This is a genomic window from Dyadobacter sp. SG02 (assembly GCF_900109045.1).
In the GTDB taxonomy this organism is placed as follows: Bacteria; Bacteroidota; Bacteroidia; order Cytophagales; family Spirosomataceae; genus Dyadobacter.
Map to the genome: position 1 here is coordinate 255169 of NZ_FNYL01000004.1, position 24971 is coordinate 280139.

The 24971-nt window shown below is 49.7% G+C and carries 25 protein-coding genes; 13 read left to right on the forward strand and 12 right to left on the reverse strand.

The genetic code is table 11. The features are described 5' to 3' along the window. Window positions 1–83: 83 nt before the first annotated feature. Both BMW93_RS11095 and BMW93_RS11100 read right to left on the reverse strand, forming a co-directional pair. On the reverse strand, window positions 84–551 hold the full coding sequence (locus tag BMW93_RS11095) for a MarR family winged helix-turn-helix transcriptional regulator (RefSeq protein ID WP_090156145.1): 468 nt from the start codon (window positions 549–551) through the stop codon (window positions 84–86). A 159-nt stretch (window positions 552–710) separates the two neighbouring features. Then, window positions 711–2180, reverse strand: coding sequence for a M48 family metalloprotease (locus BMW93_RS11100; protein WP_090375383.1), 1470 nt, complete (start codon window positions 2178–2180; stop codon window positions 711–713). 278 nt (window positions 2181–2458) lie between these two features. On the opposite strand from BMW93_RS11100, the gene BMW93_RS11105 reads away from it, so the two are divergent. Then, window positions 2459–3274 (forward strand): 1-acyl-sn-glycerol-3-phosphate acyltransferase, encoded by an 816-nt coding sequence (locus BMW93_RS11105; protein ID WP_090376219.1) that lies wholly within the window; start codon window positions 2459–2461, stop codon window positions 3272–3274. Window positions 3275–3303: 29 nt separating this feature from the next. Next, the gene (locus BMW93_RS11110; RefSeq protein ID WP_090375384.1) at window positions 3304–4215 is read left to right on the forward strand and encodes a TIGR01777 family oxidoreductase; all 912 of its coding nucleotides are present in this window, start codon (window positions 3304–3306) and stop codon (window positions 4213–4215) included. A gap of 61 nt (window positions 4216–4276) precedes the next feature. Here BMW93_RS11110 and BMW93_RS11115 read toward each other — a convergent pair whose 3' ends face one another. Then, window positions 4277–5773: a M61 family metallopeptidase gene (locus tag BMW93_RS11115; protein ID WP_090375386.1), complete on the reverse strand. Its 1497-nt coding sequence runs from the start codon at window positions 5771–5773 to the stop codon at window positions 4277–4279. A gap of 108 nt (window positions 5774–5881) precedes the next feature. Between BMW93_RS11115 and BMW93_RS11120 the strand changes: the two genes are divergently transcribed. From BMW93_RS11120 to accC, 9 genes are all read left to right on the forward strand, one after another. Then, complete coding sequence (locus tag BMW93_RS11120) at window positions 5882–6547, forward strand: hypothetical protein (RefSeq protein ID WP_090375388.1); 666 nt, start codon at window positions 5882–5884, stop codon at window positions 6545–6547. An 84-nt stretch (window positions 6548–6631) separates the two neighbouring features. Further along, window positions 6632–7264: an acetyltransferase gene (locus BMW93_RS11125; RefSeq protein WP_090375390.1), complete on the forward strand. Its 633-nt coding sequence runs from the start codon at window positions 6632–6634 to the stop codon at window positions 7262–7264. 45 nt (window positions 7265–7309) lie between these two features. Continuing rightward, window positions 7310–7918, forward strand: a complete 609-nt coding sequence (locus tag BMW93_RS11130; protein ID WP_090375392.1) for a DUF177 domain-containing protein — start codon at window positions 7310–7312, stop codon at window positions 7916–7918. Window positions 7919–8052: 134 nt separating this feature from the next. Then, window positions 8053–8247, forward strand: coding sequence for a 50S ribosomal protein L32 (gene rpmF, locus BMW93_RS11135; protein WP_015813599.1), 195 nt, complete (start codon window positions 8053–8055; stop codon window positions 8245–8247). Window positions 8248–8378: 131 nt separating this feature from the next. Beyond that, a complete protein-coding gene (gene plsX / locus BMW93_RS11140) occupies window positions 8379–9317 on the forward strand; it encodes a phosphate acyltransferase PlsX (RefSeq protein ID WP_090375394.1) in 939 nt (312 codons plus the stop codon). Window positions 9318–9406: 89 nt separating this feature from the next. Beyond that, a complete protein-coding gene (locus BMW93_RS11145; RefSeq protein ID WP_090375396.1) occupies window positions 9407–10402 on the forward strand; it encodes a beta-ketoacyl-ACP synthase III in 996 nt (331 codons plus the stop codon). Between the two features lie 48 nt (window positions 10403–10450). Then, window positions 10451–11017 carry an elongation factor P gene (gene efp / locus BMW93_RS11150; protein WP_015813596.1) on the forward strand — a complete coding sequence of 189 codons (567 nt, stop codon included), beginning with the start codon at window positions 10451–10453 and terminating at the stop codon, window positions 11015–11017. 4 nt (window positions 11018–11021) lie between these two features. After that, complete coding sequence (accB, locus tag BMW93_RS11155) at window positions 11022–11504, forward strand: acetyl-CoA carboxylase biotin carboxyl carrier protein (protein WP_090375397.1); 483 nt, start codon at window positions 11022–11024, stop codon at window positions 11502–11504. A gap of 28 nt (window positions 11505–11532) precedes the next feature. Next, window positions 11533–12876: an acetyl-CoA carboxylase biotin carboxylase subunit gene (gene accC, locus BMW93_RS11160; RefSeq protein ID WP_090376222.1), complete on the forward strand. Its 1344-nt coding sequence runs from the start codon at window positions 11533–11535 to the stop codon at window positions 12874–12876. 109 nt (window positions 12877–12985) lie between these two features. Here the strand turns inward: accC and BMW93_RS11165 are convergent, their stop codons facing one another. The 6 genes from BMW93_RS11165 to BMW93_RS11190 form a co-directional block, all read right to left on the reverse strand. After that, complete coding sequence (locus tag BMW93_RS11165; protein ID WP_090375399.1) at window positions 12986–13357, reverse strand: DUF5618 family protein; 372 nt, start codon at window positions 13355–13357, stop codon at window positions 12986–12988. 36 nt (window positions 13358–13393) lie between these two features. Next, entirely contained in the window at window positions 13394–13831 is a 438-nt protein-coding gene (locus tag BMW93_RS11170) for a type II toxin-antitoxin system HigA family antitoxin (RefSeq protein WP_090375401.1), read from the reverse strand. A gap of 1 nt (window position 13832) precedes the next feature. Next, the gene (locus BMW93_RS11175; RefSeq protein WP_090375403.1) at window positions 13833–14165 is read right to left on the reverse strand and encodes a type II toxin-antitoxin system HigB family toxin; all 333 of its coding nucleotides are present in this window, start codon (window positions 14163–14165) and stop codon (window positions 13833–13835) included. 79 nt (window positions 14166–14244) lie between these two features. Continuing rightward, the gene (locus BMW93_RS11180; protein WP_090375404.1) at window positions 14245–15552 is read right to left on the reverse strand and encodes a Gfo/Idh/MocA family protein; all 1308 of its coding nucleotides are present in this window, start codon (window positions 15550–15552) and stop codon (window positions 14245–14247) included. 134 nt (window positions 15553–15686) lie between these two features. Then, window positions 15687–17009 carry an Nramp family divalent metal transporter gene (locus tag BMW93_RS11185; RefSeq protein ID WP_090375407.1) on the reverse strand — a complete coding sequence of 441 codons (1323 nt, stop codon included), beginning with the start codon at window positions 17007–17009 and terminating at the stop codon, window positions 15687–15689. Window positions 17010–17130: 121 nt separating this feature from the next. Next, on the reverse strand, window positions 17131–18591 hold the full coding sequence (locus tag BMW93_RS11190; protein WP_090375410.1) for a nicotinate-nucleotide adenylyltransferase: 1461 nt from the start codon (window positions 18589–18591) through the stop codon (window positions 17131–17133). Between the two features lie 92 nt (window positions 18592–18683). On the opposite strand from BMW93_RS11190, the gene BMW93_RS11195 reads away from it, so the two are divergent. Next, window positions 18684–19082: a gamma-glutamylcyclotransferase gene (locus tag BMW93_RS11195; protein WP_090375413.1), complete on the forward strand. Its 399-nt coding sequence runs from the start codon at window positions 18684–18686 to the stop codon at window positions 19080–19082. On the opposite strand, the gene BMW93_RS11200 is transcribed toward BMW93_RS11195, so the two are convergent. Then, window positions 19072–19839: a type III pantothenate kinase gene (locus tag BMW93_RS11200; protein WP_090375416.1), complete on the reverse strand. Its 768-nt coding sequence runs from the start codon at window positions 19837–19839 to the stop codon at window positions 19072–19074. The genes BMW93_RS11195 and BMW93_RS11200 overlap by 11 nt on opposite strands. A gap of 176 nt (window positions 19840–20015) precedes the next feature. On the opposite strand from BMW93_RS11200, the gene BMW93_RS11210 reads away from it, so the two are divergent. Continuing rightward, window positions 20016–23408 (forward strand): glycoside hydrolase family 2 TIM barrel-domain containing protein, encoded by a 3393-nt coding sequence (locus BMW93_RS11210; protein ID WP_090375420.1) that lies wholly within the window; start codon window positions 20016–20018, stop codon window positions 23406–23408. 101 nt (window positions 23409–23509) lie between these two features. Here BMW93_RS11210 and BMW93_RS11215 read toward each other — a convergent pair whose 3' ends face one another. Both BMW93_RS11215 and BMW93_RS11220 read right to left on the reverse strand, forming a co-directional pair. Beyond that, a complete protein-coding gene (locus BMW93_RS11215) occupies window positions 23510–24070 on the reverse strand; it encodes a YceI family protein (RefSeq protein ID WP_090375422.1) in 561 nt (186 codons plus the stop codon). Window positions 24071–24078: 8 nt separating this feature from the next. Continuing rightward, the gene (locus BMW93_RS11220; protein WP_090375424.1) at window positions 24079–24966 is read right to left on the reverse strand and encodes a DUF5777 family beta-barrel protein; all 888 of its coding nucleotides are present in this window, start codon (window positions 24964–24966) and stop codon (window positions 24079–24081) included. Window positions 24967–24971 lie beyond the last annotated feature (5 nt).

A 24971-nucleotide genomic window follows, 5' to 3' on the forward strand; every position in this document is an offset into this window, starting at 1 on the left:
TTGACCTGTTGTTGATTGTTGTGGCTAATCCTAGATAGTTGATACCTCTACTGGTGATATATCAACTATTAATTTAAAAAAATTTATTTGTCTACTACCTTGACGACGCGGTCCAGATAACCCAGGAAAGTCGTCCATTCCTGCTCTGTAAAATGTTCCATAATCTGGTTGTTGAAAGCAATCGCGAGTGACTGAATGCGCTCGCAGACAAACTTTCCACTCGGAGTAAGCGATATCAGGTTCTTTCTTTTGTCCTCAATATCACTTTCAATTTTCAAGAAACCATCTTTATGTAATGTCTGCACAGAACGCTGGATACCTGCTTTATCTTTCTGTAAAATATTGGCAATGTCCTGCTGCGTGCGTGCCTGTTCCTGGAAATATACAACCATCAGAATCGGCAGCTGCTCCGCGAGCACGGGAATACCTTCATTGACCAGCTCCGCATTCATTTTCTTGAAAACCGTCTTGGTAACAGCCCCCAATTTGAATTGCAAAGAGTTCTTCAATTCTTCCCTAAGGTTTTGCCAGCTATCTATGTTTGCGCTCATGATGATACAAAGGTATATTGTGTTGATATGTCAACCAAATTTCAAAGTAAAAAGTTTCTGATCCCTTGACCAATGGCAGAATGGTCGGGATGAACGGTTAACAAAAAGAGCGGCGACATCGATCGTGCCGCCGCTCTCATGATTTTCTAAGTGATCTTCTTATTTACCCAGCGTCTTGAAAAGCGTCCCTTTTGACACCTTGTCGGTCAACGCCATGCCGTTGATAATAGCCAGCTCATCCAGCTTGCCGTCGGCCTGGTTGTTGTCTTTCAGCAAATCCCGCAGCGTAGCATCGCGTTGAGCTGTTTTGATCCGGACGCGTTCAGGCTGGCGGTTGAGTATATTCGGGTCCGAAACCGATTTGAAACCCTGCGCCACCGAGCGGAACTGGCCTGCATTAGCAGCATAGTTGCCTGCCGAAGCCACACCGTGGATCGCATATATATTGCCGCCGTACTGGATCAGCCACGTGCCGACCTGAATGGTATTGGCCGTTGCGGCCGCAGCCTGCCCATTTGCGCCCTGTTCCACCTGCTGCGATACCATTACAAGCGCCGGATTACCATTGATAGTCGCCTTCTCATTGTCGAGCACTTTCAGACTGTAATTTTTAACCACGGCCTGCGATGCTTCTTCCAGGGTTTTTCCCTGCGCGAGCGTGAACAGCATCATCGACTTCCCGTCTTTGGCCGCCATCTGGAATTGCGCCGGCGAGTTTTCATATTGCCAGCCACTCGGTACCGGGAACTGGAATTTCAGGGAAGGATGATAGAAATTGTTGTTTTCCACAAAGCCCTGCTGCGGGTCGTTGCCATATATAACGCCATCGATTTTGCGCAGGTACGCGTCACGATTAACATTGTACTTACCCGGGTGCGCTGTCTGATAATCGGTCGCCAGCTTTCCTACCTTCTGCATACGGTCGCCCGGATCGGGGTGGGTCGATTGGAATGTAGGAATGGCTTGACCCGCTTTTTCAGAGATTCTTTTCAGTGTACCAAAGAAATCGGCCATTTCTTTGGCGTCGTAACCGATCTTACTGGAATAATCCACTCCGATTTTGTCGGATTCGGTCTCATGGTCGCGACTGTAACTTAAAAAAAGCAAACCCAATGCCTGCTGCGCCTGCTCACCCATAGCGCGTACCTGCGGGGAAAGGATCATCCCGGCCGCCAAACCTACCTGACCAAAAATCTGCGAAGTCTGCTGCCGTGCCGAATGCCGCGCGGTAATGTGGCCGATTTCGTGCCCAAGCACCCCCGCGAATTCGGCTTCGTTATTGAAATGCGCCATAATTCCCCGTGTAAAGTATACGTAACCGCCAGGTACCGCAAATGCGTTGACTACCGGCGAGTCTACAATGAAAAACTTGTAGGGCAAATCGGGCCGGTGGGAGATTTTCGCCATCGCCATACCCTTTTCGTTGATGAAGGATTGCAGGTTCTTATCGTCGTAAATGCCCATAGTGGCCACGATAGAGGGGTGCGATTCGGCTCCGAGCGCGATCTCTTTCTCTTGCGACATAAAGACAATCTCTTTCTTGCCCGTCACCGGATTTTTGGAACAACCTGCGAGCATTCCAGCCGCCACAACTGCCGGCAGAATGCGAAATGCGTATTTCATTTTCATAAACTTCGAAAAATGACTTGAATGAAGGGATTGGTCAAAATTAAAGGTTCTCGCGAATTATATGCAAAGAATCATGCCAAATAGTGGAGGTTAGGCGCTGATCGCGGCGACCATAGACCATCGACGATCCACCATGCTACGTTCGATGCGGTCAAACAAAATATTTCCATTCCGCTCGCTTATTCTCTAAATTACGGCACCGATCATAAGAACCGGTGGAATACAATTTTCAATGCAAACAGCCTGACCCAATTGCATGCCGCACTGTTTACATCAACATGACATTTAAAAAAATCACATATAGCGCGCTTCCCTCCTGGCTCGCCCGCATGGATTTCCTGGGGCTTTTCGAGAAAGACCCGTTCGGCAACTTTCTGGCAATTAAACGATTACTCATTTTCATACTGGGCTGGTTTACCTATTATCGGTATACGGCTGTCAACAAAATCCGCATTACCGGCACCGAAAACCTGATGGACCTACCCGACCAGGGCGTATTATTCCTGTCGAACCACCAGACCTATTTCGCCGACGTGATCGCATTCTTCCATATTTTCTGTGCCGTCAAATGGGGCTATAAGGACACGATGTCCCCGCCATTCTACCTGCTTTCGCCCAGGGCAAGAATGTACTATGTGGCAGCTGCGGAAACCATGAAAGGTGGTTTTTTACCCAAAGTGTTCAGCATGGGCGGTGCTATTACCATCGAACGCTCCTGGCGCGCCAATGGTGAGGACGTCAAACGCCAGCTCGACACCTCCGCGCAGGATCGCATCGGGATGGGTCTGCAGCATGGCTGGGTAGTGAGTTTTCCACAGGGAACGACCAAACCGTACGCCCCTGTACGTAAAGGCACGGCGCATTTAATCAACGACCAGCAGCCGATCGTGATCCCCGTCGTAATCAACGGTTTTAGAAGGGCTTTTGATAAAAAAGGGTTGCGTTTCAAGAAACGGAATACCCGGCTGACCGTGCAGTTCAAACCGCCGATGCATTTCCGTCCCGACGAATCGGTGGAAGAAATGGTCGCGCGCGTCACGCAGGCGATCGAGCAGGAGCATCCGGGCGACGGTTCACAACATCCCGAAATCTAGCGTGGTATGCTTTTTTCAAACCAATATTTATGGGAAAGAAAGTATTGATCACCGGCGGCACTGGCCTCATCGGCAAGCGGCTGACGCAAATGCTGCTCGATAAGGGTTATGAAATTGCATTTTTGAGCCGCAAAAAAGCCCGGATTCCGTCAGTGCAGGTTTTTGAATGGGATATTCAAAAGGGATATATCGAAGAAGGCGCCCTCGACAATCTGCATTTCCTCGTGCATTTGGCAGGTACCAATGTAGGCGAAGGTCGCTGGACGGAGGAACGCAAGAAATCCATCCTCGAAAGTCGCACGGAATCGATCAAACTCATTGCCCGCAAACTCGCCGAAAAGCCGGCAAAACCGGTTGCATTTGTATCGGCGTCTGGCATCAGTTACTACGGTCAAGACACCGGCGACCGCAAAAACACCGAAACTACCCCCGCAGGCAACGATTTTCTATCACATGTGAGCGTCGAATGGGAAAAAGCCGCGGACGAAATTGCGGCATTGGGTGTCCGAACCGTCAAGCTCCGGACCGGCATTGTGATCAGTAAAGAAGGTGGTGCGATCCCCAAAATGGCATTACCTGCACGCTTCGGCGTTGGCGCCCCGTTGGGTTCGGGAAAACAATGGATGTCCTGGATCCACCTTGAAGATATGTGCCGATTGTATATCGAAGCGCTTGAAAACGAAAACTGGCATGGCGCCTATAATGCCGTTGCCGCACCACCCGTAACCAACGAAGGCCTGACAAAAGCCATTTGCAAAGCGCTCAACCGACCGCAATGGTTTCCTAATGTGCCTGCATTTGCATTAAAACTCGCTTTCGGGGAAATGGCTGCCGTAGTGTTGGGCGGGAATTATGTGGTGAATGATAGAATTGAGAACGAGACGGAGTTTAAGTACCGGTATGGGGATTTGGGAAGTGCTTTGCAGGCAGAGTTGGGTTAATTTGACGATGGACGACAGACCATCGTCCATCGTCGGCGGTTCATGGTCGACAAACGCCACGTCATTCTTCCTCCTCATCCTCCTCCAATTCCTCTTCCTCAATCGTCAGCACCTGTACCGTTTCGAGCCATTTTTCCCGCTGTACCTGAGCCTTAAAATCATCCAGCACATTCAGTTGCACATTACCATTGCTGAAAACCGACATTTGCAGGCCTACAAATCCAAGCGCTTCATTCAGGCGGTCTTCAAGTGGCGTGGCGGTGAAAATGCATTCTTGCCAATACCATTCGAGCGATTCTCCCGCCACTTCCTCGACAATACCCATGTAATCTTCGAGCGTATACCCGACGAACGGCTTGCCGAAACGCACCCATAGCAGCTTCATCACATCGTCCAGCGACTGCGCGTGATTGGTTTTCTTCCTTAAATACAAATCCAGAATGAGCGCTACCAGTGCGCCTTTGTGGTAAACCGACACTTTCCGGTTTGGAATGCCCTTTTCATATCCATCCAGCCAAAGATCGAACGACGATTCCGCGAGCGACTGCGCCGCGTGGGCGCTGCTTTCGAAATGGCGCTTCATATATACCTGCAATTCCTTCACATAGGTTTCGTCGTTGAAAACGCCGGCGCGTCTCAGGAACAGGTCGCCGTAGTAGGTTGTGCAGCCTTCGGCCACGAAGCAGGTCCGGAAGTAATTTTCTTTGGTAAAATCATAGGGCAAAAGCTCTGCCGGCCGAATGCGGATAATATTCCAGGCATGGAAAAGCTCGTGCGAACTCACACCCAGGAGGTCGGAATAAAGGCCTTCGCCTTCATCGTCGGGGCCGAGCACGATCATCGTCGAGTTCTGATGCTCCACGCCGTGGTAGAATGCGGTCGGCAAAATCAGGTTCAGGAAATGGTAATCGTTTTCAGGGAACTCGCCCATCATGGCGATCTGCTCGCGCGAAAACCGTCGGAAATCGCGCTCGATGCGCCGCCAGTTGGGTTTCAGGTTACCGTGCATCCATATTTTAAACTGAATGCCACGGACTTCGTATTCGCATTTCTGCAACGTTTCGGAGGCAAGCATCGGACTATCTACCAATTGATAAAAATCTCTCGCCGATAATGTATTCTTTCCTGCCGATGGCAATCCACACGCAATCTGGTAGCCTTCGGGCAAATCGAGTTTCACGCGGTAAGGATCGGTTATCCTGCCTTCGGTATACATGCAGAAGTTAATGAAGTTGAGGTACCACAATTCTTCGTCCACGTAGCTGCTGCCCGCATTTTGAATGGATGCGTAGTAGCTATAATGTATCCGCACCTCGGATTCTCCCGCAGTTCCAACCCGCCAGCGGTCTTTGGTTACCTTATGCAAGGGCAGTTTGTGACCATCGGATGAGATCGCTTCAATAAATTGAATATTTTTGGCAAAATTTTGAAGCTCGTACCGCCCCGGGCGCCATGCCGGCAGCTGGATTTCGATCTGTTCGCTATGGATTTCGGGAATGGTGTAATAAATGTCAAGAAAACGGGATTGTGGGTCAGGAACCGAAATGTGATAAAGCATAGACGAAACGCGTGGTGTTAAGAGGAGCCGGAAGCGCAGAGCCGCTTAGACAAAAATCAGATAGTCCTACGTTACCAGTTACAACATTCTAAAATAAACGATTTTAACATGAAAAGTAAAATTCTCCTGCCATTCCTGTTTCTCCTGGCGGTTTTGATGAGTCCTTCGCTCATGGCGCAAAACGACGAATACTACCGCCCCGATTCGCTTCGGAAGGACCAGCCGGAAAGAAAGGAAATCCCTCCCGTCGAAAGAAAACCGCAAAACGATAAACCGGTACTCGCGGAAAAGAAGAAGCTGGCAGATTTTGAGGATAAGAAATTCATCGAAAGGGTGCGCCTCGGAGGCAGCTTCGGATTGAGCCTGGGAACCGTTACGAACATCAACGTTTCACCGATGGCCGGTTATGAGCTTACTGAAAAACTAGTAGGTGGCGTAGGCGCGACGATCATGTATTTCCGCTATAAATATTATGATATCAACACTGCTTATTACGGTGGCCGGGCGTTCCTCATGTATAATGTGATCCCCGTCGTGAATATCATCGGTGAATTTGAAGCACTGAATGTCGAAGGATCGTACCAGAAACGGCAATGGCTCGGCTCGCCGATGGCGGGGGCTTCCTATTCGCAACCGATTGGCGGGAAGTTTATCAAAGCAGTGCATTTGACGGCGCTGTACAATTTCAGCTACGACAGCCAGATCGACAAATACAGTGGCCAGAACCTGTCTCCCTACGGCAGCCCCTTTGTTTTCAGGGTAACATTCCTTTAAGTATTATATTCAGGCCTAATTTTTAAGTCTTCATTTGAACTAACCATTCGAATGAAGACTTTTTATTCAATACCAACATCAATTATGGAAAACCCCGTATTAATCTTCGGCGCCGGCGACCTCGGTATGCAGGCCCTCGATATTTTCAGAAGGAATAATGTACTCGTTTACGGCTTCCTCGACGACCATGCGGAGCTGCACGGTAAGGAATTCGGCGAAGTGAGTGTACTCGGCAATACCGACGACACCAGCTTCCTTAATATACTCGGCTCGAAATGCGAGGCATTCATCGCGATCGGCGAGCGCTCGGTGCGGGAACGGCTCGTAGAAACATTGAATGAGGAGTACAAGAATATGCCTGTGAATGCGGTCCACGACACTGCGGTGATCTCTGGGATGGCCGCGATCGGCCATGGTAACCTTATTGCGGCGCGCGCTACCATCGGCGCACGTACGGTTGTGGGACATCATTGCCTCGTACAAACAGGCGCAATCATCGATACTTCGACCATCGTAGGCGATTTCGTCACCATCGGTGCGGGCGCGATCATCAACGACCGCGTGAAGCTGGCAGACGGTGTTTTCATCGGCTCGGGCGCGGTGATCGTGGCGGGTATCGAAGTAGGCAAGAATGCGCGGATCGGTGCGGGATCGGTAGTGGTGGAGAATGTACCGGCTGGTGCTACCTATTTTGGCAATCCGGCGCGAAAAATCTGATAAAGCAGCAGAATAGCGACCGACGGGCAACAATTTTCCGGCCCAATGTTTTTTATTAAACTGAAACACATTACCTTTGCACTCCTTTTGACAGAAAAAGTGAAAGAGCTAAGTAAATACAACATAGACATTTACGGTTTGGAAGACAAACAGTATGACTATGATATGGAGTCTGGCGACGCATTTTTTGAAGAAATGGAGCAGGATCTGATCGAGCACGGGCACTTCAAAACGCACGTGGTCCTGAACAAATCGGCGACGATGATCCAGCTCCGTTTTCACACAAAAGGAAGCGTAATCCTGACTTGCGACCGCAGTCTCGAGACATTCGAAGAACCTGTTGATTCCGACGAACGCATCATATTGAAGTTCGGCGATCACAACGAGGAACTGACGGAAGAGATCGAGATTATCAGCCGTAACACCAACAGGATCAACGTAGCGCGTTACATTTTTGATTTCATCGCGTTGTCGTTACCGGTCAAAAAGCTCCACCCGAGCCTTAGGACGGAGGAAGACGAGCTCGATTTGGAAGACGACGAGGAAGAAGGAACACTGGTGTACACCTCGGGAGGACAGGAGGAAGGGGACGAAGCGGAGGATGAAGAGAAGATCGACCCACGCTGGGAAGCATTGAAGAATTTGAAAAAATAATCTTTCTCTTCTGATCAGTTGATTAAAATCAACTGCAAAGGATTGAGAGAGAATGAGCAAGAATCACTTTGCAGTCTGCTTTAGCTGACTGATATAGATTATAAAATAGTAAATAACAATAGACCAAAAATATCATGGCACATCCTAAGCGGAGACATTCCAGCACCCGTCGCGATTCACGCAGAGCGCACGATTTCCTTACCGGAAAGCAGTTGGGAACTGATGCTACAACCGGAGAAATCCACCAATTGCACCGTGCGCACGTACACGAAGGCAACCTGGTTTACAGAGGTAAAGTTGTAGTTGAGAACTATACTAAAACGGTTTAGTTTCAGTCGATGAGCAATTCAATTTCGCAGCAGCCCTATAAAAGTTGTTGCGAAATTCTTTTTTACTGCGGCACATCTGCTAAATTTACACCTTCGGTTTCTAACTTATTTGTCAAAATAACAGCGTGTAAATGAAAATTGCGGTAGATGCTATGGGGGGAGATTTAGCTCCGCAAGCAATTGTTGAAGGGGTGATCCAAGCCTCTTCTGAGCTACCATCCGAGGCGAGAATCGTTTTAATTGGCCGTGAAAACGTGATCTGGGATATTTTCAACCAGCATAACTTCACTCCTACTAATGTTGACGTCGTTCACGCAGAAGATGTAATCGAGATGGGGGAACATCCTACCAAAGCCCTTTCTCAAAAACCCAATTCCAGCATTGGCGTGGGGTTCAAGCTTCTGAAAGAAAAAGAGGTAGATATATTCTGCAGTGCAGGAAATACAGGTGCCATGCACGTGGGCGCCCTTTTCAGCATTAAAGCCATTGAAGGTATTCTTCGTCCCGCCATCGCAGGTCTCGTACCGCAGGTAGGAGGCGGTTATGCCGTAATGCTCGACATCGGTGCCAATGCCGATTGCAAACCGGAGGTCCTTTCGCAGTTTGGGGAAATCGGCTCGATCTTCGCCCAACACACTTTCCAGATCGACAAGCCGCGGGTTGCGTTGATGAATATCGGGGAAGAAGAGCAAAAAGGCTCCCTCACTTCGCAGGCCACCTATCCCCTGCTGAAACAAAACAAACGCATCAATTTTATCGGAAATATCGAAGGGAAAGATCTCTTCACCAACAAGGCCGACGTGATCGTAACGGACGGCTTTACCGGCAATATTTTGTTCAAACTCGGAGAGTCCCTTTATGAGATTTCGAAGAAGAGAGGTTTCCAGGACGATTTTATCGACCAAACGAACTACGAGTCCATTGGAGGCAGTCCCATTATCGGGGTTAATGGAAATGTGATGATCGCGCACGGGGTATCAACGCCTCTGGCTATCAAAAATATGGTTGACTGGGCTTACAAGCAGGTAAAATCCAAAGCTTACCAGCACATCGCCCAGGCATTGAGCTAACGACGGATGCTGACAACCACATGACTATGAAAAAACTGAAACTGTCCCTTTTTACCAAATCTATTCGGATTTTGAATAGTTGATTTATCATGACCCATATTAAAGCCTCTATAACAGGAATACAAGGTTATGTGCCTGATTATGTGTTGACTAATGCAGAATTGGAAACAATGGTTGCGACGAACGACGAATGGATCGTTAGCCGCACAGGCATCAAAGAAAGGCGTATTCTGAAAGGCGAAGGTTTAGGAAGTTCACATATGGGTGCAGAGGCTGTAAAGGGTTTGCTGGCCAAAACCAATACAAGTCCCGGGGAAATCGACCTGCTCATTTGCGCTACTACCACACCCGATTTTGTTTTTCCCTGCACGGCTAACCTCATCTGCGATATGGTCGGCATCCGTAACATTGGAAGCTTCGACATCCAGGCTGCCTGCTCGGGTTTTATTTATGCATTGACACTCGGTTCGCAGTTTATCGAGACCGGAAAATATAAAAAGGTCATCGTCGTAGGTTCGGATAAAATGTCCGCGATCGTCGATTATACCGACCGCAAGACCTGTATCCTATTCGGCGACGGCGCAGGTGCTGTATTACTCGAACCGGACACGACAGGAAACGGCATTCTGGATTCCATCATCAAGTCGGATGGGGCCGGTTATCCCTACCTGAATCAGAAGGCCGGGGGAAGCCGCTACCCGCCTACCCACGAGACGATTGACAACAGGTTGCATTACGTTTATCAGGATGGTGCGCAGGTATTCAAATTCGCAGTAACAAATATGGCCGACATCGCTGCCGATATTATGGAGCGCAACGGCCTGAACAGCGACAACGTAGCATGGCTGGTTCCTCACCAGGCGAACCGTCGGATCATCGAAGCCACCGCCAATCGCATGGGCGTCGGGATGGACAAGGTGATGATGAACATACACAAATACGGAAATACCACGGCGGCGACAATCCCGCTTTGCCTGTGGGACTATGAATCACAACTAAAAAAAGGCGACAACCTGATACTCGCCGCTTTCGGCGGAGGCTTTACCTGGGGCGCGATGTATCTCAAATGGGGTATTGGAGCGTAGACATGTGATTTTCATTAAAGCATTATCATACAATTCATTAGCATAAAAATGGCAACTACTGCAGATTTGCGTAACGGTTTGGTAATCCATTTCAACCATGATCTTTTTCAGGTGATTGAATTCCAACACGTGAAACCCGGTAAAGGAAACGCGTTCGTACGTACCAAACTGAAAAGCCTTACTAGCGGCAAAGTACTGGACAACACGTTCTCGTCAGGCGCAGGCATTACGCCCGTACGTGTGGAGAGACACAAGTTCCAATTCCTATATAAAGACGAGGTTGGCTACAACTTCATGAACTCCGAGACATTCGATCAGGTATTGATCGACGAAAAACTGGTGACCAACGCCGACCTGATGAAGGAAGGCCAGGAAGTTGAGATCCTGATCAATACCGAGACGGACGCTGCGCTGATTTGCGAATTGCCTCCCTTTGTCGAACTGACTGTTACCTATTCGGAGCCAGGCTTGAAAGGCGATACCGCCAACTCTCCCAAGAAAGCTATCGAGGTAGAGACAGGCGCCCGCATTATGGTTCCTTTGTTTATCGAAGAAGGCCAGAAAATCAAAGTCGATACGCGCACATACGATTACGTAGAAAGGGTTAAATCTTAATTAAATGGAAACCAAAGAAATCCAAAAACTGATTGACTTCATTGCCCAGTCGGGACTAGATGAAGTGAATATTGAAACGGCAGATCTGAAAATCAAGGTAAAACGCTTTGCAACTGCACCAGTGGTAGCCTACACTTCGGCACCCGTTGCGGCACCTGCGCCTGCAATCGCTCCTGCGGCTCCCGCAGCAGCTGCACCGGTCGCTTCGACTGAGCCAGTGGTTTCCAAAGAATCAGCTTCTTCGAATCTCATCACGATCAAATCCCCGATGATCGGTACGTTCTACCGTGCATCAAGCCCGGAAACCCCGGCATTTGCCAACATTGGTGATGAGATTAAACCCGGAAAAGTAGTTTGCGTGATCGAAGCGATGAAACTGTTCAACGAAATCGAATCCGAAGTATCAGGTAAAATCGTTAAGATCCTGGTTGAAAACGCAACGCCGGTAGAATTCGACCAGCCATTGTTCCTGGTTGAACCTGCATAATGCAGCGAACGAAAACTCACTGAATTACATGTTTAAAAAGATACTCATTGCTAACCGGGGCGAAATCGCCCTGCGTGTAATCAGGACCTGTCGTGAAATGGGCATCAAAACCGTCGCGGTTTACTCGACAGCCGATCGCGACAGCCTTCACGTACGGTTTGCCGACGAGGCCGTTTGTATCGGTCCTCCGCCCAGCAGGCAATCCTACCTGAGCATTCAGAATATCATTTCGGCCGCGGAAGTAACCGGCGCGGATGCGATCCATCCGGGTTACGGATTCTTGTCGGAAAACGCCGAATTCTCGCAAATCTGTGCTGACTACGGCATCAAATTCATCGGCGCCACCGCCGCCCAGATCAACGGGATGGGCGACAAGGCTACCGCGAAAGCGACGATGATCGCTGCCGGCGTACCGGTCGTACCGGGTTCGGAAGGCTTGCTCGAATCTTTTGAGCAGGGTAAGGAACTCGCGGAAGGCATCGGTTACCCGGTAATCGTAAAAGCGACAGCGGGCGGTGGCGGACGCGGTATGCGGGTGATCAACAAGCCGGAAGAATTCGAAAAAGCGTGGAACGATGCCCGTACGGAATCTGCGGCAGCATTCGGAAACGACGGTTTGTACCTCGAAAAATTCGTGGAAGAACCACGTCACATCGAAATCCAGATCATCGGCGACCAGTTCGGCAAAGTATGTCACCTTTCGGAACGCGACTGCTCAATCCAGCGTCGTCACCAGAAGCTGGTGGAGGAAACGCCATCCCCGATCATCACGCCCGAATTGCGTGAGAAAATGGGAGCTGCGGCCATCAAAGGCGCTCAGGCGATCGGTTACGAAGGTGCCGGTACCATCGAATTCCTGGTCGACAAGCACGGCGATTTCTACTTCATGGAAATGAACACGCGCATCCAGGTAGAGCACCCGATCACCGAAGAAGTTACCGATTTTGACCTGATCAAGGAGCAAATTAAAGTAGCGGCAGGCGAGCCGATCTCGGGCCAGAATTATACGCCCAAGCTTTTCGCGATGGAATGCCGTATCAATGCGGAAGATCCTGCAAACGGATTCCGCCCGGCTCCGGGTAAGATCACCAACCTGCATTTCCCCGGCGGTCACGGCGTACGCATCGACAGCCATGTTTACAGCGGCTACACCATCCCACCAAACTACGACTCGATGATCGCTAAACTGATCGTCAGCGGCCAGTCGCGCGAGGAGGTGCTTACGCGTATGAAGCGCGCATTGCAGGAATTCGTGATCGAAGGGATTAAGACTACGATTCCGTTCCACATTAAATTGATGGATGATCCCGGGTTTAAGTCAGGAAATTTCACTACGAAATATTTGGAATCGTTTGATTTTAGTGCTCTTTAAGAACTTAAACGTCGAATAATTCCTCCGTTCTCTGAAGAGGACGGGATAGATATTTAAGCGGCCGACAGTTTAACTGCCGGCCGCTTTCTTTTGTTTCCTGGTTTTGTTGTTAAGCTACCATTGCGAGCATTTTTTGCGTCGCATCCATGCCGTGTTTGATAATTCTAACAGATGGAGTACCATGATAATACCCGGCCAGGTGCAGTGTATCATAAGCTTCATTGAGGTAAGAAAGCAACGTCTTGTTGTGCTTATTCAACCGAATCCTGTATTCGTCAATGCTGTTAGGCTTTGTAAATTTCGTTCCTTCCTTTTTCTTCAGATATTCGTCCGCGATCATCAATGCCGCATTGTAAGCTGTGCCCGATGCCATCTGGACATATTTAATGTCTTTATAGAACTGGCCTTCCTTCCCGGCCTTCGTACTTAAAATATCCCGTGCATTGTCGAGATAGCGTGTGATTTCCTGATAATTATTCATAGTTAAAAGTGTGGTTAATGTGATCACAAATTTTCTTTACGAGTGTAGCGTCTCCTGCGGTACTGCATCCTCCTCTTCTTCCATCATTCTTTCCCCCTCCAAACGGTAAGGGCGGTTGAATGCCTCCTGCCTCATCGCAAAACGCGTGGCCAGCTTGCGGATAACATCTTTGGACATTCCTTTTTTGTAGTTGAGAATTTCGGACACATATCCTTTGCTGACATTTAGCAGCTCGGCAATATCCTTGGCCTTCATCTTATGATCCTTCATGACTAATTTCAGCAACTCGACAGGATCGGCATCGCTATTTAGGGTACCATGTTCCGCGTCATAATGTTCAATCAGGACTGTCAACAGGTCAATTTCTTCTTCATACTGATCAGGGTTTTCTGACTCTAACATCTGTATGAGCTCGTTACAGTAATTATTGTACTGCACCAGGTTTCTGATCACCTTGTATTTCAACGTTTCCATGCTAGTATATGTAAATTGAATATTGCTGTCCCCATTTACACAATTGTGTGTATTCCGCGTGCGTTCCGATCCAGCATATGGACAAATGCACACGATTTGGACCGAAGAAGTATTTACAAATCATACGAAAATTGTTTCCGCCAATGTCAAATACTACCCGCTCAGAACCTTTTCCAAGAATATCTGCCGAGGGATAGGTTTCGTGTATTCCCTCAGGAGAATGCCAGTTCGCCGTTTTTAAATGTGTCAGCCAATTTTTGAATGATGACTTACTTCTTGCGTGATCATGGACAAAGTTGTCAATAGTCTGTTCTTTTATGAGATGTACTTTCATATAAAGTGTGTGAATATAAGAAAAGTTCTCATAAAGAGAACTTTTCAATTAAACAATAATTCCTAAATATCTCCGAACGCTACACCACCTGCGGCAACGCATAAGGCGAACGATACTTCCTGGTCAGCAGCTTGTTAGCCTCTTCATCCCCCACAAACTTCTCCGTCTTATTATCAAAAGTCAACGCCCGACCGACGCGGTAGGCGATATTGCCCAAATGCGCCAGACCCGAAGACAAATGCGCAGTTTCAACAGGTCCATTGAGCAGCTTCGCATCTTTGGCTATCACCGCATCGATAAAGTTCTTATAGTGATCACCACCTGCTTTGCGTGACGGGCCGGCCTTTTTGTCTTTACCGAGAAAGGTTTCGTAATAATCATAACCTTTCACCACCATATACCCTTCCGAGCCGTAGAAGATGTTACCAATGCCCACGCCTCCTTCTTCGTTCGTCATCCAGGGCCGCACTTCGAATTCGATGATCTTTTTTTCTTTGGTATACACAAATGAAGAACTCAGCACTTCCGGCGTTTCCTTCGCGTCGTTCCAGAGGAATTTGCCGCCGGAGGAGGTGATCTTGTCCGGAAAACTTTCGACCCCGAGGCCCCACATGCACATGTCAGTTTCGTGAATGCCCTGGTTACCGATGTCGCCGTTACCATAGTTCCAATGCCAATGCCAGTCGTAATGCACGTAATTGCGGGAGAACGGTTTCATTTCGGCCGGACCGGTCCAGAGGTCGTAGTTCAGGCCTGCGGGTACGGCTTCGGTACCGCGGTCGCCGATGTCGGGGCGCCATTTGTAGACAAGCCCCCGGGCCATGTATACGTTGCCGATCAGTCCGTCGCGAAGGTGTTTCACGGCTTCCTTCAACGCTTCGGAGCTGCGGAGCTGGACCCCGTGCTGTACCACTCTCTTGTATTTATGGGCGGCTTCCACCAGCTTCCGACCTTCGTGCAGGTTGTGTGAACCCGGTTTTTCGACATACACATCTTTTCCTGCCTGGCAAGCCCAGATTGCGGCCAGGGCGTGCCAGTGATTGGGTGTAGCGATACTTACGGCGTCGATGGTTTTGTCATCGAAAACCTTACGAAGATCGTTTTCCGTTTTGACCTTCTTGCCCGTCTTTTGCTCGAATTCCTGCGCGCGTTTCTGCAAAATGTTATTGTCGGGATCACAGAGCGTCGCTACTTCCACATTACTCAGGGCATTAAAACCCGAAATGTGGCTCTGCCCACGTCCGTTCACGCCCAATACGGCCACGCGTACACGGTCGTTCGCGCCGAATGCACTCGCGGGAATAAAGGCAGGAATAGAAAGTGCGACGGCGGCACCCGTGCTGTTTTTGATAAAGTTTCTTCTCGATACGTCGGCTGGTTTGTCCATATGAAAGATTTTAGGATTTAGAAAGGAATATATTTTACCTGATCGGCAATGAGTTAGACGAAAATCAGAAGTAACTCCCTTATTGGTTACCTATAAAAAAGTACTACTCATTTTAAATTAAGTACTATTCTACTCTACATAATTTGAACGATCCCGTAGCCGCTTACAAAGAGAATGGACAACACGCTGATCCAGAAGAATACATCATAAGTCGCGGAAGGCTTTAAAGTAACCGGCAACTCCCGGTAACGGAACATGAGAGATACATAAACCACCAGCAGCAGCAATACCGATGTAGCAATGCCGCCCACAATGACCATCATCACCGGTGCCTGAAAAAAGAGGAACAGCAGGCACCACGCGATGGGAAGCACCCAGGAAAGGATGCCGATACTGCGTTTTTGCTCTCGTGAGGATTCAAACTTCATCCAACCGATCTGCCCGAATGCGTCCGCCCAGACACGCGCCCAGCTGGCCGCCGCAGTGAATAATGTAGAGTAGAGGACAAAAAAGGCACCAATCAGAAAGATATTCTTCGCCCATGGGCCTAGCGTCTCGGTGAAAATGCGGGAAAGGGTCTCCACCATGCCGTATCCCTCGGGAACATTGCCGCCCGAATGCAACACCGCCGCACCAAGCAAATAAAATGCGGCCGTTACAATGGTGTACACCACCATCGACATCACCGCATCGAGGTACATTACCTGAAACCAGCCCCTGGCCCTCTCCGACCATTCTTTCGAACCGTCATTCGGTCCGGTGTAGGCTGCATAGCCCTTCTCGATGCACCAGTAATTGTAATACATGATCTCGTCGCCGCCGACACCCGTGATCCCGAATGCACCGAATGCCGTTGCCACCATTGCAGTCGGCAATGAAAACCGCAAGCCGCTTTCGATCTGCGGCCAATGAATGGCATACTGCGTCCATTGAAGCGAAATGACAGATATAAGGATCACAACCGTGAAAAGAATGATCATCACCAGCGAGCCTTTTTCAACGGGGCCATAGTTGCCCTTGTAAACCCAGAATGAAGTGATCAGTACCGAAATAATCGCCCAGAAATTGACCGAAACCAATGGGAAGGCCATATGCAACACAATAGCCGTGCCGCCCACGATACCGCCTACCTGCAACAGTTTCAACCCTTGCAATGAAAGCCACAGCCAAATACTCCAATGCGCCTTGCCCAGCCTGAGACCCGGCAGATTATTGAAGTTATGCATGATAAATGTGCCGGTGTAAATGGCATTTTTACCAAATTCCAGCTGCAATGCGACTTTGACGAGGCAGCTCAGAATGATAAGCCAAAACATGACGAAGCCGGCTTTGGCACCCAGCGCGGTAGTAGCGATGAGCTCGCCGGAGCCTACAATGGCGGCGGAGAGAATGAAACCGGGGCCGAGGTAGCGGAGCCTGCCTGTGAAAGTGGTGGGCGGGGATAAAATTTTGGACATAAACGAGAATTTATGTCCAAAAGCTAAGAAACTACTTGGCTTACTTTAATATGCCACGAAGACACGAATGGTCACGAATGTGTTTCCTATTCCTTCGTGCCTTCGCGGCATTAAAAATCAATCACAAATTCCCCACAGCCTGGTGAATCTGCTTCACCGTATCGACGTAGTTATTCTCGCTCGGAAGCCCGAAAAGTGATTTTTCCTTGATAATCTGCGCCACATTCTCCGGCACCAGCTTCTCCCAACCCGGCTCCCCGCGCTTGATCATTTCAAGTACGAAATCCGTGGTAATGTGCATATGCTCGGTGTTGTAGTTCTTAATGTCCTCGATCTTGTCGTTCACGATCAGATACTGGAACAACGGCCGCAAATGATCCGGTACGCGGAAATTTTCGCAACTATACACAGAGCCATCCGGCTGCAATGTCGGGTAAATGTAGAGCTTTACTTTCCGGCTGAAAAGCGTCGCGAAGGATTCGAGAATGCCACCTTGCAGGAACTGATAATGCTTTTCTTCGAAAATATCCTGCAAATTCGGGCTACCGAGCAGCAGACCGGATTTCAGTTTCGTCAATCGCGACAGGTAAGCCACGAGCCGGTAGTATTCATGGTGGTTGGAAATCATCACCATATGTCCCAGCGAGCAGAGGATATCCACGCGGTCGAGGAAGTCCTTTTCGTCAATGTCGCGGTCGCCGGCTTTGAGGTTATGTAATGTGAGCTCGGAGATCAATACCACTTTCGACTCGTCCACGTCCTCTTCGGCCAAAAACTGTCGCTGACCGTTGCTGATCAGGTCGATATGCACGTTCGTGATGGGGCGCAGGCGGCCGCGCATCATGAGGATATGCTTTTTGTACAACGCCTCGGAAGGTTGCAGCACGCCGCCGTCGCTGCCGAACAATGCGGCATCGGTAAAACCATTTTTCACCAACCGCAGGCTCATCAAACGGTTATCGACTTTGGCAAAATCCGGCCCGCTGAAACGCACCATATCGATCTCGATCCGGTCGATCGTCAGGTCGTCCATGAGCGACATAAGCAGGATTTCGGGCGATTTGTAGTAATAATAGCAGCCGTAAATCAGGTTTACACCAATAATGCCCAATGCCTGCTGTTGCAGAATATTCTCGTCGTCGCGCATGCGCACGTGGATCACGACGTAATTCGTCGGGCCCATGGGTGTGAGCTGGAATTGCAGGCCTATCCAACCATGCGATTCGTTCGTTTTCTGAAAATTGAGGGCTACTACTGTATTCGCGAAGGCAAAAAAGGTGCTATCGACACCCCGTTTCTCCGAAAGCCGCTTTTCTACGAGGTTGTACTCGCGGTTGAGCATTTTCATCAGTCGGGATTCCACCACATACCTTCCGCCCTCTTCCGTCCCGTATATCGCGTCGCTGAACGTCATGTCGTAGGCCGACATCGTTTTGGCGATGGTTCCGGATGCGCCGCCGGCTTTGAAAAAGTAAGCCGCCGTTTCCTGACCCGCCCCGATTTCCGCGAACGATCCGTAGATCCGGCGGTCGAGGTTGATCCTTAATGCTTTTTGTTTTGTACCAAGATTCTTTTCGTACATAACGGTATATTAGTAAATGAAGAAGCTTACATGTAAATATAAGAAAAATACAGTTCAGCATTTAGCCGAATTTCTGATCTTCTGGCAGCAGAATGGAAAAGTTATATAATTTATTTACTTACGGCACTTTGATGCAGGGTTTCGACAACCCCTATGCGAGGAAGCTACGGTTGTTTTCAAACTATATAGGAAAAGGCTATTTCAATGGAAAACTGTTCCGCGTGGAGTGGTACCCGGGCGCGCTGCATGAGCCTGATGCGCCCACACGTGTACACGGGGAAATTTACCAGCTAAACTCCTTTGAAATACTGAAAGAACTGGATGAATATGAGGATGTTCTGGAAGACGAAACGGCGAGTTTGTACGTCCGTAAAGTGGTACCTGCCAGGGATGATCAGGGAATCGTCAGGGATTGTTGGGTGTATTTGTATAATCAACCGGTTTGGGATCTGCCTTTGATTGAAGATGGCTGTTTTAAAACTAAGCCCTGAGACTTTCGCCGATAATGCGCAGGCCGTCCAATGTTAATTTTCTGTCAATTTCTGTGAACTCGTCTCGAAGCGTGTCGATGATGGAGGACAGTCCGCCCGTCGCAACGGCAATGCATTCGCCGCCCAGCTCCGCACGAATGCGGCTCAACAGCGACTTCACAAGTCCTTCATAACCCAGCAAAATACCTGCCTGGATCGCCTCCACCGTATTTTTACCAATGGCCGACGGCGGAAGTTGGAGCGGCACTTCGGGCAACTGCGCGGTATTGGCGAATAATGCTTTCACAGCCGTTACCAAACCCGGTAATATGGCCACGCCGAGGATTTTACTGTCTTTGGAAACCGTCGTGAATGTCAATGCGGTACCGAAATCGACGACCACGCAATTTTCTTTGTAACGTGTCGAAACCGCTACCGCATTGGCAATGAGGTCCGCGCCGATTTCGTGCGGATGGTTTATTTCAATGGATAATGCAGGGTAAACATCCGGCCCGACCACGACGACACCTTCGCCAAATAGCGAGCGGAGCATTCGCAAAATCACGGGTGTCAATGCGGGTACGACGCTGCTCAGCACCACCGTTTCCACATCCCCGAACCACAAGCCGGCTTCCAGGAAATGCAGCCGCAGCTTCGACTCGTAATGCGCCTCGTTTTCCTGTATCAACGAGCGCATCCGCCAGATATGCTCCCAGTTACCGGAATCATAGAGCCCGAAAACGGTGTCGGTATTGCCAAGGTCGACAGCTAACAGCATAACAGAGAATTTACATGTGCAGGCAAAATAAGGGCATTCTTCAAATAAAACTTCATGGTACCCCCGTTTTGCGTCCGTTTCTTTTTGATTATACCTAATTTTAACTCCCGAAATAAAAACGCGTGCTTGCCTGCATTCAAACAAAGCGCCGCACGAATATCACCACAGAAAGTAATATGCAATTCTCTACCCGTTGCGGATTTCCGATACTGTTTTTTTTAATACAAATTCTAAACCACTCGGCTCACGCCCAAGCCATTCCCGAATGGCAGGACCCGCAGGTGATCAGCATTAATACCGAGAAGCCGCGCGCCGATTTTTTCCCCTACCCTACGGAAAAGTCCGCATTGGTCATGGACAAAAAAAGCCCGTTCGTCCAGTCGCTGAATGGTACCTGGAAGTTCAAATGGGCGCAGCATCCGTCGAAAGCACAACTGAATTTTTACGATCCGAAAGTGTCGGATGCGGGTTGGGACAACATCCCGGTACCGTCCAACTGGCAGGTAGTAGGCGCGCGCGAGGGCCGCAAATACGACCGTCCTATTTTCAGTAATATCAAACACCCGTTCAAAGCTGCGCCGCCGCGCATTACCGCCGATACCAATGCGGTAGGCATGTACCGTACCACGTTCACGGTTCCGGATGTGAGGGATAAGCAGGTATTCCTGCATTTCGGGGGCGTGCAATCCGCCTGCTACGTATGGCTGAACGGTGTCGCGATAGGCTACCACGAGGATGGTATGACGCCTTTCGAGTTCGATGTGACGGAAGATGTGAAAGCAGGTGTGAACAATCTGGCCGTGGAAGTGATCAACTGGTCGGATGGCAGTTACCTGGAAGATCAGGATTACTGGCGGCTTTCGGGCATTTTCAGGGATGTAAACCTGTTGCTTCTGCCCAAAGTGGTTTTAACTGATTACTCCGTCAGGACGATTCTGGACGCTAATCACGAAAACGCGACATTGAAACTGAGCGCATATGTCAAAAACTATGGCCCGCAGCCCATTCATGCGCATCAGGTACTTTTCACCTTATACGATGCTTCCAAAAACGTGGTCGCCACGCCGGTGAGCCAGATGGTAGGTACACTGGAAATGGGCAAGGAAGGAGCGGTACGCGCCGAAATGCCGATTCCTAACCCTGCGAAATGGAGCGCGGAAATGCCTAATCTTTACACGCTAACCGTGCAATTGATGAACTCCGACGGCAAAGTGCTTGAAGCAACGAGCCAGCGCGTGGGTTTCAGGGATGTGAAGATCAAAGGCGGGCAATTGCTCGTCAATGGCAAAGCGGTAACCATTAAAGGAGTCAACCGCCACGAATTCGACCCGGAAAACGGCCGTACCATCAGCCGCGAGTCGATGATCAGGGACATTAGTTTAATGAAGCAGCACAATATCAATGCGGTCAGAACTTCGCATTACCCCAATGCTTCGGAATGGTACGATTTGTGCGACCAATATGGGCTGTACGTAATGGACGAGGCCAATATTGAGAGCCATGAATTGTGGGGAAAGAACATCATCCTCGCCGATAACCCGCAATGGCGCGCGGCATTTCTCGCACGGGGCAATGCAATGGTAGAAAGGGACAAAAACCACCCGTCGGTGATCATCTGGTCGCTGGGTAACGAGTCGGGAATGGGCCAGAATTTCGCGGATATGGGCGATTTCATCAAACTAGCCGACCCTACCCGCCCTATTCATTACGAAGGCCGTAAGGATTATAAACCGACGACACTCAGCAGTTTCGATATCGTTTCGGTCATGTACCCGTCCACGCAGGACATGGTCGAACTCGTCAAAAAGGACAAAACCCGCCCGCTCATCGTCTGCGAGTACGCGCACGGGATGGGCAACAGCATCGGTAACCTGAAAGAATATTGGGACCTGATCGAAAAATACCCGACCATGCAGGGCGGATTCATCTGGGACTGGGTAGACCAGGGATTAAAACTGAAACGCGCCGACGGCACAGAATACTGGGATTATTTCAACTACGTCGACGGCGCCAATGCGGGCGACGGGCTCGTGAACCCCGATCGCACGCCCCAGCCGGAGCTCAGCGAAGTGAAGAAGGTATATCAATATGTAAAATTCGAAACGCCGGACACGCTGAAAGCCGGTGCAAAGGCCGTCACATTGCATAATACCTACGATTTTCAGTCGCTGCACGGGTACGAACTGGCATGGTCGCTGATCGAAAACGGTAAGCCTGTGGGCAAAGGCGGAAGCATTACGAATCTGAATGCATTGGCACGCCAGAAACAACAGATTACCATTCCCTATGAACTGCCCGCTTCGGCGAAACCGAATGCAGAATATTTTCTGAATTTAAGTTTAAGATTAAAAGAAGCAACGCTTTGGGCCCCGAAAGGCCACGAAGTCGCCTGGTACCAGGTTCCGGTGATGAAACCGGCTGCCCCGCGCCCGAATCTCAGCCTGTACAGCGAACGCCCACTCCGCATTGCCCAGGTAACAGCCGCACGCGTGCAGATTTCCGGCCAGGACTTTACAGTAGTTTTCGACAAAAACGAAGGCCGCATGATTTCTTTCAAAAATAAAAAGGAAGAAATGCTCGAAAGTGGTCCGTACGCCAACTTCTGGCGCGTACCGAGCGATAACGACGAAGGTGGCGGCGCAAAAAGCTACGCTACCCAATGGCGCAATTTCGACCTGGATACCCTGGAACGTGTTTCTGCTGAGATGAAAACACAGAAGCTGACGGCACAGATCTACAAGGTGACGCTCAACCAGACATTAAAGCAACCCAAAGGCGAAATGGATGTGCAATCGGTATATATGGTTTATGCCTCGGGCGACATCCATATACAAAACACATTCACACCACGCGGCGAATGGCCGCCGCTCGCGAAAGTGGGAATGCAGCTGAAAATGCCTGCCACATTTACCAAAACCCAATGGTACGGCAACGGCCCGCACGAAACCTACGCCGACCGGAAAACGAGTGGAAAAGTAGGCATTTATGCCGGAACAGTAGCCGAACAGCATTTCCCGTACATTACGCCACAGGAAAACGGTAACAAAACAGCCGTGCGCTGGGCCACGGTGACCAATGCGGAAGGTGCCGGATTGCTGGTACTCAGCGACACCGCATTCAATTTCAACGTCCATGATTATACAGACAAAGACCTGCTCGCCGCCAAACGCCGCGCGGCGGTGCTAAGCCGCGGCACCTCAACCGTCGTAAATATCGACCTCGCACAAATGGGTCTCGGGGGCGACGATAGCTGGTCGCCGCGCGTTCACGACGCGTACCTGCTGCCCGCGAAGGCCTATTCCTATTCTTACAGGCTGAGACCGATCGAAAGCACTTCGAATATCGAGCAAATCGCGGCTGTGCGCTTGCCTTACGTGGATCAAAAAGAAACCAATGAGACGGTATCGATCGCGGAAACTGCCTCAGCGACCGAGGAGGCTGTTGGCGAGGATGAGGAAGAAGAGGAGGCAGTAGCAGCGCCGATACGCAAAGCTACCGTCAAAAAAGCGCCTGTAAGAAAAAAGGTCGTTCGTAAAAGAAAACCGGCCCGCCGTCGCCGGAGGAGATAATAAAAAAGACTTGGCAAGTTCAAGAAAGGCTTACCAAGTCTGTAACACCCCACAGTTTTAATAAAGACCTGCGATCCGGCGTACCGGACCGCAGGTCTTTATCATTTTTTTGGAGACAATGCATATTGCGTCTTCACCTTGATGATCTGCGCGATTTTCACGAAAACCACTTTCGGTACTTCAATGTTGTGATCCACCAGCGCTACCTCGAAGTCGGACGTGATCGTAATCTTTCCTCCTCCGATCTTCATTTTCCCCTTGATCGTCCGCTCCTTCGTAACACCATGAACGGTGAATTTCCCGGTCGCCGATAAGTCGTAATCACCGTCCTTGGTGTAATCCGGCGCTTTATCGACTTTTCCCGAAAAAGTGGCCGTCGGGTATTTCGCCGATTCGATATAGTTTTCGTTGAAATGTTCCTGCATGAGTTTATTGGGAAAAGAAAACTCCCGCATGTTCATCCGGATCGCGATCTCGTTGTTGGCCGTATTCAGGATCACCTGCGACTTCTTGTTTTCCGCTTCGATATTTTCCAGAGGTGTCGACGCCGAGAATTGCGTATTACCGCCCGAAGTGGCGAACATTTGCGCAAAAGCAGTTCCCGAAAGCAAAGCGGTACCGAGCATGGCCAGGCAGGCCACGCGAAAAAAATGCAGTTTCATAGTCTGGATCAGTTTGGCTGCTTCTTGTTCTTCTTGTCAAAGCTGAATGTACGGGAAATGTTGAACCCGTAATGAATATCCCCTTTGCCCCAGCTTCCGGCGGTTTCACCGATGAATTGCTTCTCGATCATGCCGAGGGAGTTGGTAAAATGCAGTTGGAAAACGTGCCCGCCGGTTTCGATATCCACACCGAACGACATGGAATCATGGTAAGGCGCAGTAACCGTGTTTTTTTCACGGGCTGTATAAAAGTACTCCCCATTGAGCGAAACCCGTTTCGAAAGCTTGAACCGCCCACCGATACCCACTGCCAGCACCACTTTTTCGTCACCCTGTACATCGGGCATCGTGCGGTACAAATAGGTTGGCGACAGTTGCAGCGAGAGTCTTTCACCGAACTTCCGCGCTACCAGCACCTGAGCGGTATAATACAATTTGTCCTGAAATTCCCGCTCCTTGTCCACCGTAGCCACACCCGTTCCACCGAACAGCGTAATCGAAACCGGGATATTGCGTGCACCGGTGGTTTGTTTCAGCACTTTATATTTCGCGAAGGCGTCATACACTTTCTGCGACGTGCTGCGGCCGACTCCGATTTCCAGGTCGTCGGTAAGCCCGTATTCGAAACCCAGCCGCATGGTAGCCTGATCGAGCCCGAAGAACTGATAAGCGCCCGAATTGAGCTTCCCGAAACGGTGCGAAATGCGGAAATCGAGGTGCTTCTTTTTCATCGTTTCCACCGACTGGCCATTCACCACGCGGGTCGATTTGAAAGTGGCGGTTACCGGAACGGTTTGCGCGCTGTCCTGTTTCGACAGCTCGTTCAGCAAGTCATCCTGTGCATATAAAACTGTTGATGAACACATCAACATCACGAGTAGGCGGAGTACTTTCATGGTTA

Excerpts from the sequence above, each read along its gene's own strand:
- BMW93_RS11110 (WP_090375384.1), top strand. The coding sequence starts at position 3,304 with ATGGGAAAGAAAGTATTGATCACCGGCGGCACTGGCCTCATCGGCAAG.
- BMW93_RS11215 (WP_090375422.1), bottom strand. The coding sequence starts at position 24,070 with ATGAAACTGCATTTTTTTCGCGTGGCCTGCCTGGCCATGCTCGGTACC.
- BMW93_RS11105 (WP_090376219.1), top strand. The coding sequence starts at position 2,459 with ATGACATTTAAAAAAATCACATATAGCGCGCTTCCCTCCTGGCTCGCC.
- accB (WP_090375397.1), top strand. The coding sequence starts at position 11,022 with ATGGAAACCAAAGAAATCCAAAAACTGATTGACTTCATTGCCCAGTCG.
- BMW93_RS11180 (WP_090375404.1), bottom strand. The coding sequence starts at position 15,552 with ATGGACAAACCAGCCGACGTATCGAGAAGAAACTTTATCAAAAACAGC.
- rpmF (WP_015813599.1), top strand. The coding sequence starts at position 8,053 with ATGGCACATCCTAAGCGGAGACATTCCAGCACCCGTCGCGATTCACGC.
- BMW93_RS11170 (WP_090375401.1), bottom strand. The coding sequence starts at position 13,831 with ATGGAAACGTTGAAATACAAGGTGATCAGAAACCTGGTGCAGTACAAT.
- BMW93_RS11095 (WP_090156145.1), bottom strand. The coding sequence starts at position 551 with ATGAGCGCAAACATAGATAGCTGGCAAAACCTTAGGGAAGAATTGAAG.
- BMW93_RS11145 (WP_090375396.1), top strand. The coding sequence starts at position 9,407 with ATGACCCATATTAAAGCCTCTATAACAGGAATACAAGGTTATGTGCCT.
- BMW93_RS11185 (WP_090375407.1), bottom strand. The coding sequence starts at position 17,009 with ATGTCCAAAATTTTATCCCCGCCCACCACTTTCACAGGCAGGCTCCGC.
- BMW93_RS11175 (WP_090375403.1), bottom strand. The coding sequence starts at position 14,165 with ATGAAAGTACATCTCATAAAAGAACAGACTATTGACAACTTTGTCCAT.
- BMW93_RS11200 (WP_090375416.1), bottom strand. The coding sequence starts at position 19,839 with ATGCTGTTAGCTGTCGACCTTGGCAATACCGACACCGTTTTCGGGCTC.
- BMW93_RS11165 (WP_090375399.1), bottom strand. The coding sequence starts at position 13,357 with ATGAATAATTATCAGGAAATCACACGCTATCTCGACAATGCACGGGAT.
- BMW93_RS11190 (WP_090375410.1), bottom strand. The coding sequence starts at position 18,591 with ATGTACGAAAAGAATCTTGGTACAAAACAAAAAGCATTAAGGATCAAC.
- BMW93_RS11100 (WP_090375383.1), bottom strand. The coding sequence starts at position 2,180 with ATGAAAATGAAATACGCATTTCGCATTCTGCCGGCAGTTGTGGCGGCT.
- BMW93_RS11130 (WP_090375392.1), top strand. The coding sequence starts at position 7,310 with ATGTTTTTTATTAAACTGAAACACATTACCTTTGCACTCCTTTTGACA.
- BMW93_RS11115 (WP_090375386.1), bottom strand. The coding sequence starts at position 5,773 with ATGCTTTATCACATTTCGGTTCCTGACCCACAATCCCGTTTTCTTGAC.
- efp (WP_015813596.1), top strand. The coding sequence starts at position 10,451 with ATGGCAACTACTGCAGATTTGCGTAACGGTTTGGTAATCCATTTCAAC.
- BMW93_RS11210 (WP_090375420.1), top strand. The coding sequence starts at position 20,016 with ATGCAATTCTCTACCCGTTGCGGATTTCCGATACTGTTTTTTTTAATA.
- BMW93_RS11120 (WP_090375388.1), top strand. The coding sequence starts at position 5,882 with ATGAAAAGTAAAATTCTCCTGCCATTCCTGTTTCTCCTGGCGGTTTTG.
- BMW93_RS11220 (WP_090375424.1), bottom strand. The coding sequence starts at position 24,966 with ATGAAAGTACTCCGCCTACTCGTGATGTTGATGTGTTCATCAACAGTT.
- BMW93_RS11195 (WP_090375413.1), top strand. The coding sequence starts at position 18,684 with ATGGAAAAGTTATATAATTTATTTACTTACGGCACTTTGATGCAGGGT.
- accC (WP_090376222.1), top strand. The coding sequence starts at position 11,533 with ATGTTTAAAAAGATACTCATTGCTAACCGGGGCGAAATCGCCCTGCGT.
- plsX (WP_090375394.1), top strand. The coding sequence starts at position 8,379 with ATGAAAATTGCGGTAGATGCTATGGGGGGAGATTTAGCTCCGCAAGCA.
- BMW93_RS11125 (WP_090375390.1), top strand. The coding sequence starts at position 6,632 with ATGGAAAACCCCGTATTAATCTTCGGCGCCGGCGACCTCGGTATGCAG.